This window comes from Achromobacter sp. 1011811831, from assembly GCF_059760905.1.
In genome coordinates this window covers 1-18,367 of sequence record NZ_JCBANG010000014.1, presented here as the reverse complement: position 1 = coordinate 18,367, position 18,367 = coordinate 1, and the positions used below count along the sequence as shown (strand labels likewise).

Genomic DNA, 18,367 nt, shown 5'->3' with positions numbered 1-18,367 from the left:
CCGCTCCTGTTGCTGTCAACCCAGGCCCAGCAGCCCCTCGGCCAGCTCGGCGGCCCGCGTGCCGTTCCCCGCGATGCGGCGCAGCAGCTTCACGCTCTCCGCCCGCCGCCCGGCGACCTGCAGGGCGACCCCGCGCCATACGTCGAGCAGGCCCGCTTCCTCTTCATCCATCGCCTCGGCCTCCCGCTCCAGCGCGCGCACGGCGGCCTCGGCCTTGCCCGCGTTCATCAAGGCCACGGCTAGGCCGATCCGGGGATAGGCCCGGTCAGGCCTGAACAGCCGCAACGCCTTGAAGATCGGCTCGGCGTTGGCCATGTCGCCGGTCGCGGCGGCCAGGAAGCCCACCTCGGTCAGCAGATGCGCCGCGTCGGCGGCAAGCGCGACGCCCTGCGCGCGTTCCCGCGCCTTCAGTCCGAACAGCTGCTCCATCGCCTCACGCCGCCGCGACCATGCTGCCCGTCAGCTTCAACAGGGCCTGCGCGCGCTGGCAAAGGTTGTCGTGCGAGGCATCGCCCTGCGTCCGCCGCAGCACGGCCGACAGCGTGTCGCGAGCCTGCTCCACCCGACCGGCGGAGATCTGGCATTCGGCCATGTGCAGCGCCGAATCCGGCGACGCCGGGAACAGCAGGTCGTTCAGGCCGTAGATCGATTCCGCTTCTTCATGGCGGCCGATCATGTTCAGGCACAGCGCCATGCCCGCCCAGTAGTGCTTGCGGGTCGGCCCGTACTGCGCCAGGAACGAGAAGATGGGCAAGGCCTGCCGGTACTGCTTCTGCACCACATGGGCATAGGCCATGCCGTAGATCACTTCCAGCTGCTCGCCGCTGAACCGCTGGGAAGACGGCAGGCCGGCAAGCGATTGGTACACATGGGCCCCGAGTGCTCCCCGGGTCTGCTCTTCCCTGTCATCCTGATTCATGGTGTTCTCCCTTTTTTTTCTCGCGGCGCTCAGATTGCCTGGCGCTTGCCGATGTTGGCCGCGACCTGCACCATGCTGTCGGCGCCGTCCTTCAGCATCTGCGAGACGAGCTGCATGGCCTCGTCCATCGCTTCCATGATCTTCTTCAGCTCTTCCATGCCTTGCTCCAGGCGGTTCTGCAGTTCGAGACAGATGGCCTGCAGCTTCTGCTGCTCGGCCCTGGCGTACTCGGCATCGTGCTGCAGGTCCGCCACCTTGAGATCGTTGGCGCCCTTGGCGATGCCCATCGATCCCTGGATGATGGCGGAGCTGGCGCCGATGATGGTGGTGGCGATCTTGGCCGCCGTGCCCGCGGTCGAGGCGCCGCCCGTCAGGATGCCGCTGACGATGCCCACGGTCAGGGCCGTGGCGATGGTCACGACCATGGCCGCCAGCGCGGCCTGGTTGGCGTCGGCACCCGCCAGCTCGGCGATGCCCAGCGCCATGGCGCCCAGCATGCTCGGGTCGACCACCAGGACAACCGGGAACATGATGGCCACCGCGCCGGCCGCGATCTTGCCGATGCGCTCGGCCGTCTCGGCATCGACGCCGCAGGCTTCCAGCGTCTTGGCCACCATGGTGGTGACCATATTCGTCAGGCTGATTTCCGGACCGCCGCACTCGCGCGAAATCTGGTCCGCCAGCGCCATGCTCGAACCGATCAGGGCCAGGGTGGCCAGCGCGATCATGGGGGCTCCCAGACCCCCGGTCAGCCCCGTCAAGCCGGTGGCCACGACCAGGAACAGCGCCGAGGCCACGACGGCGACGATCTTGCCGATCCAGCCGAAGATCTTGCTGAGCGCGCTCTGATTCTTGGCTTCCTGGCACTTCTCGATCCACTCTTCGATCTTCTTGTTCTGCGTGGCGTTGTTCTGCTCCTTTTTCGTCAGGTCGTTCTGGATGCCTTCCTTCGCGGTCTGCGACTGGACTTCCTGGTTCTTGCTCTGCATCACGCGCAGCAGATCCACCATGTCATTCATGGAAAACGACTTGACGAACCCAAGCGCCGGCGCGCCGTTGGCGTTGAACACGCCATCCCCGCCGGCGCCCTCTTTCAATTCCTTGGCGATCAGCCGGGCCAGGTCCTCGCCCGACATCTCCTCGACGCCCGACGGGACCGGGCCTGTCCTGCCCGCTCCCGTGGCCTCGGCGGCGGAACCGTCCGTCCATGCCGGAACAGCGGCCTGATTCGAATTTGCAACGCTGGTAGTCTGCATGATGGCTGTCTCGTCCGTGATGATGGCTGGCGCGCTCAGATGTTGCGCGCGATGCGGCTGTTGGTCTCGATCCTCGACAGCTGGATGGCGCTGAGCTTGTCGCGCAGGTCGCGCATGATGTCGTCCTTGCCCTTCATGTCGTCGCGCGCGGCCTCGGCGGCGCTTTCGAAGGCCGCGCGCACGGCCTCCCACTTCATCTTCTGGGCATCGATATTGCTGGCTTCGTGTTCCTTTTCCGCCGCCGCCATCTGGCCCGCGCCCGACACGGCCTGCGCGCTGCCCGGCGCCGACGTGATGAACGCCTGGCTTCTCGAACCCAGCGTGGCCGATCGCTCACTGTGAACGGCGAATTCCGCTCTGGCCGTGGTGTATTCGGCCGACGTCTTGTCGCCGCCGGCCGTCTTCCACCGGGTCTGCGCGTCCGTCGCCATCTTGCCTTCCCGCGCGCCCTTGATGCCCAACGCGCCGCCCACCACGCCCCCGCCCGCCTGCAGGGCGCCGCCGGCGATCGACGCCCCGGCCGACATCCGGGTGCTGGCCCGACGCTCGTCGGCGGCGGAACGAATGTTCGCCGCCGCGCTCATCCCGGCGTCGAATCCGGCTCTGGTCGCGGCGGTCGCGTTCTCGCGCCGGGTTTCCTTGTTGGACTGCTGGATCATGTAGAACAGGCGCATCACCTGATCCAGATCCGCCGCCGCCGCGTCGGGGTACTGCTCGACCAGAGAGTCCAGCAGTTCGATCACCTCATTCTCGAGCGCCTTGCCGGCCTTGGGCGCGGGCAGTCCGCCGGCGTCGGCGATCTCCTTTCCGGGCGCGGCCTGCACGGCCTCGGCCATCAGCGACGGAATCCTGCGCTTGCGCGTGGCGGGCTCGTTTTCCTCGGACGCCGGCGCCGGTCCGATCACGTTGGCGCTCGCAGGATTAATGACGACGGTCATGGAAAGCTCCTCAGTTTCGGTCGCCCCGCAGGCGCTCGATCAATTGTTGAATATGCCCGGCGAAGGGCGCGTGCTCATCCTCGACGCATAGCGACAAGGCCAGTTCCAGCGTTTCCAGCGCCATGTCCGCGTGTCCCAGCTCGATCAGGCACTGGGCGCTGTGGAACACGGGTTGCGGATGGCCCATCATCAGGGCCGACGCGGCCATGTACTGCGTCAGGGCGTCCCGGTGCCGGCCTATCATCTGTCCGGCCGCGCCCAGCGCCATCACGTAGCGCCCGTCCGTATGGTCGTTGGCCACGAGCATCGAGAACAGCTTGAAGGCCTCGGCATACTGCTGCTGGTCGTAGTGCTGGCGCCCGAGCGCGTACAGCGCCTCGTTCTCGTCATCGCCGATGCCGCGCAGCGCGCCCAGGGTGCCGCCGCCCTTGAGGTACTCGCCAAAGGCCCGGGTATTGGCCGACAGCGTCTCCCAGGTCATCGTGTCATCGTCCGCGGTGTGTAGGCTCATTGCTGATTTCCATGAATGTTGGCAAGCGTGTCTCAGATCATCTTCCTGCGCCCCGGCCTGGACGGCGCCGCCCCTGCCCGTCCCGACATGGCGCCGCCCTGCTCCAGGCGCACCCTTACGCTTTCGACATCCTTGCGCACCTCCGCCATGTCGGCGTCGAACAGGGCCTGGGCATGCTGGCGCTGGCTCTCGGTAAGCAGGCCATCCGTGGCGATGCCGCGCAGCCCGCCCGCGATGCCCAGCTGGCGCAGCACGGACTCCTGATCGCTGGATTGCCGTTCAATCTGTTCCAGCAGGGCGCGCGATTCGGCCAGGATTTCTTGAGATGTCTTGTTCATGTCAGCGCATGTTGCTCAGGATGCTCGACCGGCCGTCCTGCATCTTCTTGATGAAGTTGGTCATCACGTCGAAGGATTCGTTGCGCTTGTTGCTCAGCGACTGCAGGGCCATCATGTCCATCTGCTGCGTGCTGTTGAGCGAATCCAACTTGCCCTGGATGAAGCTCTGCATGCCCTTGATGTCGCCCAGATTGCGATCGCCGTGGAATGCAGCCTTGCACGTGAACATTGCCGTGGTATTCGGCAGTTGCCCGCCGCCGACACTCCATGAGGGAATATCGGTGATTCCAGCATCCTTCAACGCCTGGTTCAGCGGCATTTCGTACTTCACCACCTTGTCTTGATTCCAATCCTTGATCGTGGCGTCGCTGTCGCCATCCTTCGGGTACTGGGCCATCACGGTATTGATGGCCGACATCACCGCGTTCAGCTTCGCGGCCTGTTCGTTCTTCTGCTGCACCGCCTCGATCTGCGACGAAAGCTGCCTGTCCAGCAATTGCGTGCGGTTGGTCTGCACCGCCAGCAGCGCGGTTTCTATGTCGCCGGACAGCAGCGCCTGGCTGACGGAGGAAGCACTCATTACGGCAACGGCGGCAGGCATGGCATGACCTCTCTGAAAATAAAAAATGGACTCCGCTGGGTGGCTGGGAACGCCTCCGGGTTCCATCCGGAGGACGAAAATTTCGCAACGTCCCCGCCTGGCCCGGGTTCAAGCCAATCCCTCGCCGAAGGACGCGAATTCATGGACCGCCATGCCGCCCTCGCCCTCATACAGCGGGCCGCCGTCGTTCACGACATCCAGCCAGCGGCTCCAGTGCGCGGCCGCGTCGGCGAAATTCCCCAGGGCCGTTTCCAGCGCCGCCAGGTCCAGCCCGACCAGGGGCACGGCGCGGCACAGCAGCACATGCCCCGACGCCTCGTCCAGCGCCAGCGTCGCGCCGCCGGTCTCGCGCCAGAAGGCGTTGGCCGTCAGCAGGCGCGCGCAGACCTCCAGCAACCGCGCGTCCTCGATCTCTTGCAGCACCGCATACAGGACGATCGCGCCCGCGCCGGCGTCGTCCTGGAGATGGATGATGTAGCCGTCCACGTCCAGCGCCACATAGCCATCCTCGTCCGCTTCCATATCCGGTATTGCCAGGCCCGCGCCCAGCCCGGCCACCAATTCCCTGAACGTATGCATATCGCCTTCCTTTCCAAAATCAGGAACCGCCGCGCGGCCGCTCAAGCCTGGGCGTAGGCGCCCAGGCCCGACAGATACTGCATCGCTTTCAGGTCGACGATGCGGTCCTCCATGTGCGGCGTCTCCTTGCTGCCCCCCAGGCTCGCGTTGCGTACCTGGTTCTCCAGCTGCCCGGACTGCGCGGCGACCTGCAGATAGATGCCGCGGTCCTGCTCGTCCATGGGCCGGTCATGGCGCAGATCGCCGCCCAGGTCCCGCAGCACCAGCTTGGCCTTGAGTTCCGTGTCCAGCACGCCGCCCCGGTCCTTGTCGGACTTGCAGCCCTTGGACACGGTCGCCGCCATGTCGTCCACGCCCGCCCGCTGCAAGGCCTGGTCGGCCAGCGTCTGCAAAAAGACGATCTCCCGCCCCATCTTGGCCGAGTCGCCGTCGGCCTTTTCATAGGCGCGATCCAGGAACATGCTTCTGACCAGCCCGGTCTGTTCGCGCAGATCCGCGATCAGGTCCGTCAGGCGGTCCCGATCCTCGGGCGCCAGGTCCGGCGAATCCAGCTTTTCCGACACTCTGTCGATCGCCCTGCCGATGAAGCCACCCGGCGCGGCGCCGCGCATATCCGCGCCGCTGCTGCCCGGCGCGCCCAGGTCGCCGATCAGCTTGATCATGTTCCGCGTGTTGTGGTCCTGCACGTTGCGCCACACGCCGCCGATCATCCCCAGGAAGGGCGAGGTCGCCAGCTTGTTGATGCCGAAGGAAAAGGTGATGGCGTTGATGTCCACGCCGGCTTCGATATCGCCGCCAGCGACGCCCGGGCCGGAGCCGCTGATGCTCAGCTTGCCCTGGCCGGCCGCCTCATCGAACGCCCGGAACTGATTGCGCGTGAAGGTCAGCTCATCGAATTTCGGATTGAGGTTCCGGATCAGCGGCAGATGGCGGATGCTGTCCGGCGTGATCAGGTTGACGCTGACGTGCGTGAGCCGCGCCGGCGTCTGCGACGGCTGCGCCATCCGCGCCATGAAGGCGGCGTTGCCGGTCACGGCGGCCTCCAGCACCTGCCGCGCGCCCTCGGCGTTGGCGGCGTGGCGCGCATCGTCATCCGGGATGTCCCACATGTCCAGCACGCCGTGGCCGACGATATGCGCCAGCCGCTCGCCATCGGCGCCCCGCAGCTCGCTGATCTTCAGGTTGCGCACGCCGTCCGCGCCATCGGTCACCTTGGAGCTGACCATCGCGCTCTCATAGCGTCGCGCCAGGGGCGCCTGGATCCGGTTGGCCGGGGTGATGACGCTGTCATAGCTGCGGATCACGCCATTGCGGTTGAACACCATGCTGCGCGAGGTCTGCTGCCACTTCCCGGCATCGGCCAGCAGGTCGCGCTGCAGGTCCGCCAGGGCCTTCTTGGATGTGAGCTCGGCGACCTGCCGCTCGCTCAGGCCGGCGGACTTCAGGTCCTGCCGCAGCGTCTTCAGGATGGCGGCCTTGCCCGCGACGACGGGATGCGTGGAATCCTTCTTGCCCTTCGGCGCGCCGATCTGCTCGGAAAAGATGCCGCAATCGCGCAGCTTTCCTTGCGCCACTTCCTGACGCGCCTGCCATTTTTCGCTCAGGCCCGCCAGTACGCCCTTGCGGGCTTCTCCGGTTAGACCTCTCGGAATGTCCGAAGACGACGTGCCAGCGGACGGGTTAGGTTCCGCCTCGGACGCGGACGCCATGATGCTTGCGCCGATGCTGGCCCATTGCAGATTGCTTTCCAGCACGGCCCGTCGTGACAGGGGGTTGGTCATGGCCATGGCGACGACGCCGTCCATCTTGCGTTCCACCAGGCCCTTGAGCGCGTCCAGGTCCTTCAGCACCGCCGTCGTCAGGCTGGGTTCGGCGACCGTCTTGCCCGCGCCGATCTCCGCCTGCGCGATGCCGTCCCTGAGCGTTTCGAGCTGATCCCGGCTGGCCGACAGGGCGCCATGCAGCGCCTGCAGACCTTCCTGCTGCCAGGCCGTCTTGCCCAGCAGCTCCGACGCCCGTCCCAGCGACGCCAGGACCTGCTTCACATTCTCGGGGGTCAAGGCCTCGCCGCAACCCGCTTGCTGGACGCTTGCCTCGGTCAGCATGCCGCGCGGCAGGCTTTCCAGCGGCTTGCCGGCAGTCTCGGCGAATGCGATCCCGTTGGCGCGGGCATAGGCCGCCAGGCCCGGATAGCGCTGCTGCGCCCGTTGCTCGCGCGTCGCCGCGACCTTGTCATCCGCCCGCTGGCCCAGCGCCTCCATGTGGGCGTCCGACAAGCGGCCCGACCCGTACCCTGGGTCCGTGCGCACCAGCCTGGCGAGCGCCTGCCTGACCTCGGCGTCCGCGATCTTCCCGCAAGCCGCCGAGAGCTTGTCCTCGTTCGCGCGCACTGCGCCCAGCCGGTACTGATCCGCGATCGCCAGCGCGCGCGTGATCTGCCGCGACGTCAGTGGACGACTTTCCTTGATGCCCGCGCCCGCCATGGCGTAGCGCGTCGACGTTTCCCCGATCGATCGCTCGAGCGTCTGCCGCAACTGGCCGAGCACCTGCTCGGATGCCCCGCCCCCCGCCCTGCGCTCCTGCCCGCCGAAGTGGCACGCCAGCTTGTTGGCCCAGCCCTTCACGCGCTGCGCCAGGACGGATTCGCCGCGCTGCAGACCGCCGTCCCGCGACAGCGCCACGGTCCTGTCCAGGTCGTAGCGGCCCGTGCCTATGCCACGAAACTGCTCAATGCCCAGATTCATCGGAACTCACCTCGCGCCTCGACCGACATGGCCGACATAGCCACAGCGCGACTGCGTAACCGCCCGGGCCTGGAAGGTTCCATGCCGTGAACGGGAACTCGCCGGCCCCGGCCGTTACTACAGCTCCCGTATTCCGATCGCCATGCCGCGGCATGGGCGGCGGCCTGTTTGACGGGATCCGATATGCCTACACTGCAAACCCAGCCCAGGATGCCAACGCCGGCGTCCGGCGCGGCCGGCGGCGCCGCCGTCGCCAAGCGGGCCGACCTGGCCCCCGCCTTCCCGGCGCCGGGCCAGGCGGGCCAGGTGGCGCCATCGGGCGCTTCGCCGGCCGTCGACGCCGCCGCCTTCAGCCTGACCAACGCGGCCGAGGAACTGAGCCTGGGCATGGCTCACAAGGTCGAGGAAAAGCACCATACCGAACGCAAGTTCGCGCCCGAGCGGGCGCGTCGCGTCGTCCACGCGGACGAGGTCGTGGACGCGATGCAGCAATCGCACGAACCCGACGCGCATGCCAAGCTGGTCGAGCTGACCAAGCATCTGCTGGCCGGCCACGATGGCCCCAGGAAGCTCGTCACGCAGTCGTACCGCGACGTGACCCAGCAATACCTGGCCCTGCAGTACGCGCTGCGCCAGGGAGAGCGCCAGCAAGCGCCCGACAGCAAGCTGGAACAGCTGCGCACGGCCATCGCCGACATCGAGTCGGACCACGGCCCGAGCATCCGCGCCGGCCTGAACGCCCTGCCCGCCGCCTCCGACTTCGCGCGGACGGCCGAGGGCGTGAGCACCTTCCTGGACACCTACCGCGACATCGTGCTGGGTGAACCCTCGCTGTCGCAGACGCTGGCCACCAGCCTGGAGCGGTTCGGCGGCGACAACATCGAAAAGGCCATCCGGCAGCTGACCAGCGCGCTGGGCGCGGACCTGGCCGCCTCGGAGCCATCGGCGCAGCCATCGCGCCTGAATGCGCTGGTATCCGACCTGTACAAGCTGGAGGTCATGATCACGGCGCTGGAAAGCTGCGCCGAGATCGCCAGCACCATGAACAGCCGGGGCTACACGGCCGTGGCCAGGGACCCCTTGCTGACGGACATCGTGGCCATCACGGACAGCCGATGGGTCGACGCCAACACCATAGAGGGGCTGGCCGCGAAACGCGCCGTGGACCCGTTGCCCGACCGGATCGACTTTCTCAAGTCCGTGCGGAGCATCTTCCGCCAGTTCCCCGTGCATTCCTATCCCGACAAGGAAACCCGCGACGCCGTGCTGGACGCCAATCAGGCGGCGCTGGACATCAACATCGCCAAGGAGGACGAGGCATGAGCCTGGAGCTGAATCTGCTGGATTTCTCCCGCGAACTCGGACTGCCGGACTGCCGGTTGAACCACAACGGCGAATGGCTGGCCGCGCTGGCGAACCAGCAATACCTGGGCGTCCAGGAGCGGGACGAAGCCGTGCTCGTTTTCATCCTGCACCCGCTCGGTTACGACGGCCTGGACGTCTTCGAGCGCGCCTGCAGGCAGGCGCATCTGTTTCATCTGCGCGAAGACACCGTGCAACTGGCGCTGCGCGAGCGCGACCATCAGCGCTGGCTGGTCGCGCTGAGCCGCATTCCGCGCGCTGAATTCTCGGGGCCGCGCGGCGCGCGGGCCTGCGCCGACCTGCGCCAGTGGCTGCAGACGCTCTGATTCCCCGCAACGCAACCCTCCGCCCACAGGAACCTCCATGGCCAATCTTTCCTTCAACAGCTCGCTCAGCCTCGACCTCGGCCTGAGCGGCATCAGCTACCAGGCGCGCGAGAGCATCCAGGAATCGCTGCCCGCGCTGCGCGAGATCGCGCCGCTGGAAGAGGCCGCCAGGAACAACCTCGAAGTCCTGCTGGCCAAGCCCAACCTGGCCTCCTTCATCACGACCCACCTGCGGCCGGACATCGCCGACAACGATGCGCTGACCCCGGTCCGTTTCAACAAGGGGCTGCAACGCGCCTGCGCCGATCTGGCGGGCCTGCGGCCGGCCGACAGCGAGACCGCCGCGACGGTGCAGCGCGCGCAGCGCACCCTGAGCGACGAGACCCGCCTGCGGGATCTGGTGGCCATGTACCGCAACGCGCTGCTGCAGGGATGAGCGCGCCCGCCATGCTCAGCGACGAAAGCCGCGAACTCATTTCGCTGCTGGCCTTCATCTATCTGGAAAACAACCGCCCGGAGCGGGCCACGGCCCTGCTGCACGCGCTGGAGGCCGTCAAGGCCAGCGACAACCGCAACCGCTGCGCGCTGGCGCTGGCCCAGCTGCGCAGCGGCAAGCCCAAGGCCGCGCTGGCCACGCTGGACGCGCTGGCCATGAAAGCGGCCCCCACGGCCGTGTTCCACCTGCTGCGCTCGGATTGCCTGCAGGCCCTGGAGCGGCACGAGGAAGCCATGGCGGCGATGCGCGCCTTCGTCGCGCTGCGTCAGCAGGCCGTCCCGGCCCGGGAGACGGATCATGCATAACCTGCTCAATCGCGGCATCGCCGCGCTGACCAGCCGCAACGACATCATCCTGGCGGTGATGATCGTGGCCATCATCTTCATGATGATCCTGCCGCTGCCGACGCTGGCGGTGGACGCGCTCATCGGCGTCAACATGACCATCTCCGCCACGCTGCTGATGGTGGCCATGTACCTGCCGTCGCCGCTGGCGTTCTCGTCGTTTCCATCCGTGCTGCTGGTCACGACGCTGTTCCGGCTGGGCATCTCCATCGCCACCACGCGGCTCATCCTGCTGCAAGGCGACGCCGGCCACATCATCGAGACCTTCGGCAACTTCGTGGTCGGCGGCAACCTGATCGTCGGTCTGGTGGTGTTCCTGATCCTGACCATCGTGCAGTTCGTGGTCATCACCAAGGGCGCCGAGCGCGTGGCCGAAGTCGCGGCGCGCTTCTCGCTGGACGCCATGCCCGGCAAGCAGATGTCGATCGACGCCGACCTGCGCGCGGGCACCATCGACATGGACCAGGCCCGCCAGCGCCGCTCCGTGGTCGAAAAGGAAAGCCAGCTCTACGGCGCCATGGACGGCGCGATGAAGTTCGTGAAGGGCGACGCCATCGCCGGCCTCATCATCGTGGCCGTCAACCTGCTGGGCGGCATCCTCATCGGCACGCTGCAACGCGGCATGACGGCCGGCAACGCGGTGCAGGTGTATTCGATCCTGACCATCGGCGACGGTCTGATCGCACAGATTCCCGCGCTGTTCATCGCCATCTGCGCCGGCATCATCGTGACGCGCGTGCAGACCGGCGACGGGCCGTCCAACGTCGGCCGGGACATCGGCTCCCAGGTGCTGGCGCAGCCGCGCGCGCTGGTCATCGCCGCCGCCATCGCCCTGGGCATGGGCCTTATCCCCGGCATGCCGATCCTGGTTTTCGTGGCGCTGGCGCTGGTCGTGGGCACGGTGGGCCTGGTGTTGCTGCGCTCCACCCGCAAGGTGGTGGACGAGAAGACCGGCGTGATCACCGAGATCTCGTCCCTGGCCCCGGACGGCCAGAAACCCGAAAAGCCCAAGACGGACGGCAGCGCGGAGTTCGCGCCCTCGGTGCCGCTCATGCTGGACGTGGCGGCCGGATTGCAGCGCAGCTTCAACGCGGAAACGCTCAACGCCGAACTCATGAAGATCCGCCGGGCGCTGTACTTCGACCTGGGCGTGCCCTTCCCCGGCATCCAGCTGCGCTTCAACGAGACCCTGCCCGACGAGCACTACACCATCCTGCTGTCGGAGGTGCCCGTGTCGCAGGGCAGGCTGCGGCCCGGCCATGTGCTGGCCCGCGACACCGAGGCGCATCTGCAGGCGCTGCAGGTGCCGTTCGAGGCCGACAAGAAGTTCCTGCCCGACCTGTCCACCCTGTGGGTCAGCGACACCCTGGCCGACACGCTGCGGGAGGCGGGCGTGCCGACGCTGGACAGCAACCAGATCCTGGCCTGGCACCTGGCCTTCATGCTGAAGAAATACTCGTCGGATTTCATCGGCATCCAGGAAACGCGCTTCCTGCTGACCGCGATGGAAGAGCGCTTCCCGGAACTGGTCAAGGAGGCCGGCCGCATCATGCCGGTGCAGAAGATCGCCGAGATCCTGCAGCGCCTGGTGTCGGAGGACATCTCGGTGCGCAACCTGCGCGGCGTGCTGGAGGCGCTGATCGAATGGGGCCAGAAAGAAAAGGATTCCGTGCTGCTGGCCGAGTATGTGCGCATCGCGCTCAAGCGCCACATCAGCCACAAGCATTCGAGCGGGCAGAACATCCTGCCGGCCTACCTGCTGGCGCCCAATGTCGAGGAAACCCTGCGCGGCGCCATCCGCCAGACCTCGGCCGGCAGCTATCTGGCGCTGGACCCCGCCGCCGGCAAGGCGCTGCTGGAGAACATCAAGCGCACCGTGGGCGACCTGGGCAACGCGGTGCAGAAGCCGGTGCTGCTCACGTCCATGGATATCCGGCGCTACCTGCGCAAGATGATCGAGCAGGACCTGTATGAGCTGCCCGTGCTCAGCTATCAGGAGCTGACCCAGGAGATCAATGTGCAGCCGCTGGCGAGGGTGGATCTGTGAACGCGGCCGGCCTGGAGCTGCGCGTCCTGTCGGGCCTGCACCGTCGTGCCTGCGCGCCGATCGGCGCGCAAGCCTCGATCGGCGCCGATCCGGACTGCGACATCGTGCTGGCCGACGATGGCATCGCCGCGCGCGCCGCGCGGATCCACGGCGACGCGACGGGCTGGACCCTGACGCCGGAGGACGGCGGCGCCCCGGAACGACGCCAGCCGGGCGAACCCGCCCGGCTGGGCCCGGTATGGCTGACCCTGGCCGCCACGGACGCGCCGTGGATCGAGCCCCCCTCGGAGGAAGACGCGGCGGCCGAAGGCCAGGCCCTCCTCGATCCGGCCGACGACGCGACGGACGACGCCGACGCATCCGCCGGCGCCGCGCCCGGCCCCGCCGCGCAGACGGCCGGTCCGGGCCCCGTCCTGCCGCCCCGGCCCGCGCGCAAGAGCCGCGAGGCGCTGTATGTCTACGCGGGCATGGTCGTGATGCTGCTGCTCTGCGTGTCCGGCATCGTCTACATCATCCAGCCCCAGCCGACCGCCCTGGCCGCCGCCGACCCCATGCGCCTGGCCATCGAGGAATCCCTGCCCGCCATCCGGCGGGTGCTCGAGCAGCAGGGCCTGGCCGAGCGCCTGACGATCGGGCGGCGTCCGGACCATTCCATCATCATCACGGGCTGGCTGCACGACGCGGCCGAGCAGGAACAGGTGGCGACGGCCATGGCGCGGATCTGGCCCATGCCGGCGCTGCGCCTGAGCAATGAAGCGGACCTGCGCGCCACCGCCCTCAGCGTGCTGCAGGCCTACCCGATCCGTTACGACGCGCGCTACCAGGGCGACGGCGTGCTCGCCATCCAGGGTATCGCGCCGGACGCCGAGCAGCGCGCCCGCACCGGCGACATGCTGCGCGCGGCGCTGCCGGGCGTCAGGCTGGACCTGGGCGCGGTGCTGCTGGCCGACGAAGTCAGCCAGCGGCTGGCGGCCGCCGCCGCGCAGGCCGGCCTGCCCGAGCCGCAGGCGAAATGGAACGGCGCGCGGCTGGAGATCACGCCGCCGGACGAACCCGAGCAGGCCCGCCGCCTGGCGCGCGTGATCGAGGAATTCAACCCGACCCACCTGCGGGTCGCGACGCTGCTGCCCGCGACGCCCGCGGCCGCGCCGCGCCGCGCCGTCGCCACCACGGTGCCGTTCGCGATACGCAGCGTCATGAGCGGCGCGCAACCCTTCGTCGTCCTGGGCGACGGCACCAAGCTCGTTCCCGGCGGCACCTACAGGCAGTACCGCCTGGTCTCGATCGACAACGGCAAGGTCACGTTCGACGGACCGACCTACGCCGTCGTCAGCCGCTGACGCGCGCTCACTGACTCAAGAGGCAATCCATGGCCGCTCCCGCGCTACGCGTCACCGATCTGGAAGAACGGCTGGCCGGCCCCCAGGGGCCGGCGCTGCAGCTGGCGCTGATCAAGAGCCTGAAGGAAATCGAAGCGCTGTACCGGAGCCTGGCCGCGGGCGGCCCCGACCGCGCGGATTTCGTGTTGTGCGAGGCGGCCGCGACAGCCGCCGCCTGCGCGATCGCGGTGCTTGCCCGTTATCCGACAAGCGCCGATGTCCCCCCCGCGAAGACGCTTCTGCATTGAATCGCGGCTTTTCCCACCATGTCTCGACAAAGGACACCGCATGGCATCGACCAACTCCGTCAGCTACGGCTACATCAACGATACGATATCCACGGGCATCTCCACCTTTGAATCCAAGCTGCGATCGACCATGGCATCCATGGCCGACAACACCGAAGGCGCGCTCACGTCCGCCCAGATGCTGCAGATGCAGCAGCAGGTCCAGCAATGGACCATCATGGTGGAAATCCAGAGCACCATCGCCAAGCAGCTGGCGGACTCGCTCAAGTCCGTGGTGCAGAAATCGGGCTGAAACCCGCGCGGCGCGCCCCGGCAACGGGCGCCGCGTCGCGCGCGAGCGCCAGGGTTGGATTTCGTGCGGGTGTATTGGCGGGAAAGCACGCTAGGCAGGATGCCTCGCGGCCTCGGCCAGCAGCGCGAGCAGCAGCCGCCCCTGGCGCAGGCCCGCATCCTGTGTTGCCGCAGGCGCGTTCGCGCCCGCTTCGGATGACATCCGGCGCGCCAGGTCCTGCAGGCGCTCGCGGGCGTCCGCATCCAACCTGCCAGTCAGCGCGCCCGCCAGGCGTCGCACGGAGCTGTCCTGGGACGATGGCATGGCCAGCGTCTGCTCGATGAGCGCCGCATTCTGATCCCTCGCCCGGCGCTGCACCTGGCTCGGCGCGGCATCCCAGATGCCGACCCGTTCCGCATCGCCGGCGGGCACCAGCCTGCGCAAGGGAATCTCGTCCAGCACCGACGCCAGGCCCCGTGCGACCGACTCGGGGGTCTCCCGCGCCAACGCGCCCGCCAGCGCCAGCTCGCAGCTTCTCAATAGCGCTTCCTCGGCGACCAGATTGCCCAGCTCCCGCTCCCGGCCCAGGCGCGCGCCGTCCGTGCCGCGCCCGCGCATGTGATAGAAGTCCGCGTTGCCGCCGTTGAAGCGCCGCAAGGCCTGCAGCGTCGGCCCGTCCACGTTGCGCAGGTATGCCCGCGCGCCCGCCTGGAGACGCGCCCTGGCGAGATCCGGATCGCCGTGGCGACGCACGGCCTTGTCCAAGCCGCGCAGCCTGGCGGGAATGCGCTTCACGATGTCGTCATGCGTGCTTTTTGCCGCTGCGCGCAGCAGGTTCACAAGGGCCTGGTCCAGCACGCGGTCGCGGCGGCGGGGAGGCTGGCTGTCGCCGCGTCCCGGCAACAGGCTTGCCAGGCTCGCGGCCGCCCGATGCAAGAGGCGCGGAATCACCCGCGCGCGCGGCGGCGGCGGCAGGCGTATCCCCGGGAGCGGCCTGGGTTCATCCCGGGCCAAGGTTGCCACGCGGACGCCGCCGGACCGCTCAATCCCGCCCATCATCCGCTCCCGAGCTAATGGACGTCGGCGGCGCCCGCCCATGACGGCTGGGTCGACGCCAGCGCCGACTCCAGCGCCTGCAGCATCGCCGTCGATCGATCGCGCCACTGCTGCGTGCCGCCCTGAACGCGCTCGTCCGGCAGGCTTGTCGTGTCGATCATGGTCCTGAACGCCTCCGATTTCGACAACACGCCGGAGTCCAGCAGATTGTGGCGCAGGTCACGCTGCTCCTTGCGGCTCATGTCCTTGACGGCAAGGGTCAGGAAGTCCGCATCGCTGATGTCGCCGATCTTCTTGCCCATCGCCTCGTTCAACTTGTCCAGCGTGCCGTTCAGGAGTATTTGCCTGGACAGGTACGTCTTGTCTTCCATCCGGCCGCACAGCTCTTGCAACGGCTCCTTGAACAGCGTCTTCGCCAGCGCCCCGTTGACGTTCACCTGCAAATGCCGGGTCAGCGTCGTCATGAGCCCGTCGGCCAACGCCGGACTGCGCTCCCGCAGGGCGTCCGCCAGCTTGGGGTTTTGCATCATGCCGCTGCCCAGCTCCGCGAAGACATCGCCCAGCCCGTGCTTGGGATTGCCCAGCTCCTGGACGTGCCGCTTCAGGACCTGGTCGAGTATCTGGATTTCGTCGCGTCCCGTCTTGCGGGACAGGGCCGAGGCATGCTTGAGCACGGCGGCCGCCTGCTCCGCCACTTCGCCCACGCCGCGATCCTGCTTGCCAGGCCGGGTCATCAGCGCCAGCAGATTGGCGACGTCGCGGCTGAGCGCCTTGGTCTGCCGGCAGACCTGGTTTTCGGCCCGCGCCTGCGGCGACAGCGCGACGTCCCGCAGCGGGGACAGCTTGGCCAGCGCCCACTTCCTGAAACTGCCGTCGGTGCGCGGAGCCGGGTCCTGCGCGCGGGAGTAATACAGCGAGCCGATCTTGCCCAACGGCGCATCGCCGATCTTCTGCAATGTGTCGGAAAAGGTTTTCGAAAGACTGGACGAGTCGATGCGCACGGGAGCGCTCCAATGAAAGTTCGCCATGTCCGTCCGGCTGCGAGGCCGGAAGAACATGGCGGGATCGTTCAGAACATGGATTCAGGAAGAGACGCCGCGCCCGCTGGCAGGCGCGGCTGCCCTCAGGAAATGCGCGTCGTTCCCCGCCGGATGGTCGAGGCGACCGGCGCCCCCAGTTCCTCGCGCTTCGCGGATGCGCTTTCCGACGTGGGCCCGGACGGGGCTTTCGACATCGGCGTCTCGGGACTGTCGATCACGCGCTTCTTGGCGCGCCCCTTCAGCTGGGAAGGACTCAGGCCCTCGGTGCCCTTGATCTCGTCCATCAGCCCCCCATGCAGGCCGCCGAACTTCTTCTGCTCCGGCGAGAGCGCCTTGTCCTTGGCCGCGTCCACTTTCTCCTTGTCCTTCTCGACGATCTTCTTGAAGATCTCGTCCGTCTGCGCGAGCGGCCTCAGCTGGGGATTGCGGATGGCGTCCAGCAGGGCGTCCTGATGGCTGGGCTTCGCGCCCGCCTCGCCCGGAAACGGCGCGGCCTTGCGCAGCTGCGGATTGCGGATCGCATCGGCCAGCGCATCGTTATGGCTGCGTTCGTTGGCCGCCTGGTCCGGTCCCGAGGGTGGCGGAGGCTTGGCCGCCGCCGATTTCGCGACGGGCGGCGGAGGCGGGGGAGGAGGAGGCGGAATCAGCCCCTGCGGAGGATTCGGCCCGGCGCCTTCGCCCGTCGCGGACACGTCCGGCGGCAGCGCGGATAGGGGCGTGGGCGTGGTCTTGGCCATGGATTCAGGCGTAGGCGTGGACGCCGACGGCTCCTCGGCGGCCTGCGCGGAGACAGGACTGGTCCCGGGCGTCGCGTCTCCGGCCGGGGCGAGCATGCTATAGAGCAGGACACACAGGGCGCGGACGTTGTCCGGCGGCAGGCCAACCCGGACAGGATAGGCCTGCTCCAGGTCCTGCATGCCTTCACGCATCGCCTCCAGGTCCTTCGCATTGACCTTCTTCAGCGCGTCCTGCAACGGTCCGCGCCATTTCCCATCGACGTCCCCAGCCGGCATCCTGTCCGTCATGCGGCGCAGCGTCTTGTCCACGCTGGCGACGCTGGCGCCGTCGGCCATGGACGCCGTCAGCTTGCCGAACAAGTGGCCGCAACGCTTCTCGGCGCGCAGCGCCTCGCCTTTCGCCCGCATGTCCGCGCGCTGTTGCGACGTACTGAACAGCACATCCTTCAGCGCGCCCAGGCGTATCCGGATCTTGTCGAGGAAGTCCGCGCGCCGGGACGGCGCCGTGCCGCCGACGGCGGCGAACTTCAGGTTCCCCAGCGTGCCCATCGCGCCATGGGAATCCAGCTTCAGGTCATGCCGGCGCGCCAGCGACGCCGCGTGCAGGGTGGAAATTCCGGTCATTGCTTGATCTCCTTGCAGCGCTCAGGCGCGCATGGTGAAAGGAAGCGGCTCCGCCGGGCCCGCCGGCGCGACCGCCTCTTCCGACATCGCCGCGCCGGCGATCTTGGATTTCCATTGCATGGCGGCGGCCACCAGCGTTTCAATGGCTTCCGACAGGTAGCCCACGTCGGCCACCACCAGCTCGACGCGCCGGGTCAGCAGGATCTCGCCCGTCGCGTCGTCCAGCCCCAGCGAGCCGCCGCCCGTGTCGTGGCAGAAAAGATTCGCCTCCAGCATGCCGCCATAGAGCGCGAGGCGCTCTTCGTCGTCATAGGGGTCCTCGCCCACGATGGCATAGAGATGCAGCGCATCCTCGGAGGACGCATGCTCGAGGTTCAGGATCACGTCGTTCTCGAACTGCAGCGCCAGCGTGCCCGCTTCGCTCAGGCTCAAGGGAATCCCGGCGCGGTCGCCGAGCAGGGAAACTAGGGTGTGCACGTCCATGCGGCGTCACTCCGGTTGGGTTGTGAATGGCGATAGGCGCCGATAGCCCCGCCAGGGCTCGCCCTGGC

21 protein-coding genes are annotated in these 18,367 nt (G+C 67.9%); 8 read left to right on the top strand and 13 right to left on the bottom strand.

What is annotated here, in order from left to right; genetic code table 11:
• Positions 1–15 precede the first annotated feature (15 nt).
• The 9 genes from AC6LJ9_RS07930 to AC6LJ9_RS07890 all read right to left on the bottom strand — a co-directional run bounded on the left by AC6LJ9_RS07930 (position 16) and on the right by AC6LJ9_RS07890 (position 7,886).
• Complete coding sequence (locus AC6LJ9_RS07930) at positions 16–429, bottom strand: hypothetical protein (protein ID WP_498147127.1); 414 nt, start codon at positions 427–429, stop codon at positions 16–18.
• A gap of 4 nt (positions 430–433) precedes the next feature.
• A complete protein-coding gene (locus AC6LJ9_RS07925; RefSeq protein ID WP_498147126.1) occupies positions 434–919 on the bottom strand; it encodes a SycD/LcrH family type III secretion system chaperone in 486 nt (161 codons plus the stop codon).
• Positions 920–948: 29 nt separating this feature from the next.
• Positions 949–2,175, bottom strand: coding sequence for a type III secretion system translocon subunit SseC family protein (sctE, locus tag AC6LJ9_RS07920; RefSeq protein WP_498147125.1), 1,227 nt, complete (start codon positions 2,173–2,175; stop codon positions 949–951).
• A gap of 35 nt (positions 2,176–2,210) precedes the next feature.
• Positions 2,211–3,113 (bottom strand): hypothetical protein, encoded by a 903-nt coding sequence (locus AC6LJ9_RS07915; protein ID WP_498147124.1) that lies wholly within the window; start codon positions 3,111–3,113, stop codon positions 2,211–2,213.
• A gap of 10 nt (positions 3,114–3,123) precedes the next feature.
• Positions 3,124–3,624, bottom strand: a complete 501-nt coding sequence (locus AC6LJ9_RS07910) for a SycD/LcrH family type III secretion system chaperone (protein ID WP_498147123.1) — start codon at positions 3,622–3,624, stop codon at positions 3,124–3,126.
• 32 nt (positions 3,625–3,656) lie between these two features.
• On the bottom strand, positions 3,657–3,962 hold the full coding sequence (locus tag AC6LJ9_RS07905; protein ID WP_498147122.1) for a hypothetical protein: 306 nt from the start codon (positions 3,960–3,962) through the stop codon (positions 3,657–3,659).
• Between the two features lies 1 nt (position 3,963).
• The gene (locus AC6LJ9_RS07900; protein ID WP_498147121.1) at positions 3,964–4,563 is read right to left on the bottom strand and encodes a hypothetical protein; all 600 of its coding nucleotides are present in this window, start codon (positions 4,561–4,563) and stop codon (positions 3,964–3,966) included.
• A 108-nt stretch (positions 4,564–4,671) separates the two neighbouring features.
• Entirely contained in the window at positions 4,672–5,142 is a 471-nt protein-coding gene (locus AC6LJ9_RS07895; protein WP_498147120.1) for a type III secretion system chaperone, read from the bottom strand.
• A 41-nt stretch (positions 5,143–5,183) separates the two neighbouring features.
• Positions 5,184–7,886: an inositol phosphate phosphatase SopB gene (locus AC6LJ9_RS07890; RefSeq protein WP_498147119.1), complete on the bottom strand. Its 2,703-nt coding sequence runs from the start codon at positions 7,884–7,886 to the stop codon at positions 5,184–5,186.
• Between the two features lie 183 nt (positions 7,887–8,069).
• On the opposite strand from AC6LJ9_RS07890, the gene sctW reads away from it, so the two are divergent.
• From sctW to AC6LJ9_RS07850, 8 genes are read left to right on the top strand one after another with little or no spacing between them, the layout of a single operon-like run.
• Positions 8,070–9,209, top strand: coding sequence for a type III secretion system gatekeeper subunit SctW (gene sctW / locus AC6LJ9_RS07885; protein WP_498147118.1), 1,140 nt, complete (start codon positions 8,070–8,072; stop codon positions 9,207–9,209).
• Positions 9,206–9,574 carry a hypothetical protein gene (locus AC6LJ9_RS07880; protein WP_498147117.1) on the top strand — a complete coding sequence of 123 codons (369 nt, stop codon included), beginning with the start codon at positions 9,206–9,208 and terminating at the stop codon, positions 9,572–9,574. Before sctW ends, AC6LJ9_RS07880 begins: the two co-directional genes overlap by 4 nt.
• A 37-nt stretch (positions 9,575–9,611) precedes the next feature.
• Positions 9,612–10,010 carry a type III secretion apparatus assembly protein SctX gene (sctX, locus tag AC6LJ9_RS07875; RefSeq protein WP_498147116.1) on the top strand — a complete coding sequence of 133 codons (399 nt, stop codon included), beginning with the start codon at positions 9,612–9,614 and terminating at the stop codon, positions 10,008–10,010.
• Between the two features lie 11 nt (positions 10,011–10,021).
• Positions 10,022–10,375, top strand: a complete 354-nt coding sequence (gene sctY, locus AC6LJ9_RS07870; RefSeq protein ID WP_498147115.1) for a type III secretion apparatus assembly chaperone SctY — start codon at positions 10,022–10,024, stop codon at positions 10,373–10,375.
• A complete protein-coding gene (sctV, locus tag AC6LJ9_RS07865; RefSeq protein ID WP_498147114.1) occupies positions 10,368–12,461 on the top strand; it encodes a type III secretion system export apparatus subunit SctV in 2,094 nt (697 codons plus the stop codon). The genes sctY and sctV overlap by 8 nt, the downstream gene beginning before the upstream one ends.
• Positions 12,458–13,801 carry a type III secretion system inner membrane ring subunit SctD gene (gene sctD / locus AC6LJ9_RS07860; protein WP_498147113.1) on the top strand — a complete coding sequence of 448 codons (1,344 nt, stop codon included), beginning with the start codon at positions 12,458–12,460 and terminating at the stop codon, positions 13,799–13,801. The genes sctV and sctD overlap by 4 nt, the downstream gene beginning before the upstream one ends.
• Before the next feature lie 29 nt (positions 13,802–13,830).
• Positions 13,831–14,088 (top strand): hypothetical protein, encoded by a 258-nt coding sequence (locus tag AC6LJ9_RS07855; RefSeq protein WP_498147112.1) that lies wholly within the window; start codon positions 13,831–13,833, stop codon positions 14,086–14,088.
• Between the two features lie 40 nt (positions 14,089–14,128).
• A complete protein-coding gene (locus AC6LJ9_RS07850; RefSeq protein ID WP_498147111.1) occupies positions 14,129–14,380 on the top strand; it encodes an EscF/YscF/HrpA family type III secretion system needle major subunit in 252 nt (83 codons plus the stop codon).
• Positions 14,381–14,470: 90 nt separating this feature from the next.
• On the opposite strand, the gene AC6LJ9_RS07845 is transcribed toward AC6LJ9_RS07850, so the two are convergent.
• The 4 genes from AC6LJ9_RS07845 to AC6LJ9_RS07830 all read right to left on the bottom strand — a co-directional run bounded on the left by AC6LJ9_RS07845 (position 14,471) and on the right by AC6LJ9_RS07830 (position 18,299).
• Positions 14,471–15,415, bottom strand: coding sequence for a hypothetical protein (locus AC6LJ9_RS07845; RefSeq protein WP_498147110.1), 945 nt, complete (start codon positions 15,413–15,415; stop codon positions 14,471–14,473).
• A 14-nt stretch (positions 15,416–15,429) separates the two neighbouring features.
• Positions 15,430–16,416, bottom strand: coding sequence for a hypothetical protein (locus AC6LJ9_RS07840; protein ID WP_498147109.1), 987 nt, complete (start codon positions 16,414–16,416; stop codon positions 15,430–15,432).
• A 122-nt stretch (positions 16,417–16,538) separates the two neighbouring features.
• Entirely contained in the window at positions 16,539–17,816 is a 1,278-nt protein-coding gene (locus AC6LJ9_RS07835) for a hypothetical protein (RefSeq protein WP_498147108.1), read from the bottom strand.
• Between the two features lie 21 nt (positions 17,817–17,837).
• Positions 17,838–18,299: a type III secretion system chaperone gene (locus AC6LJ9_RS07830; protein ID WP_498147107.1), complete on the bottom strand. Its 462-nt coding sequence runs from the start codon at positions 18,297–18,299 to the stop codon at positions 17,838–17,840.
• Positions 18,300–18,367: the final 68 nt, after the last annotated feature.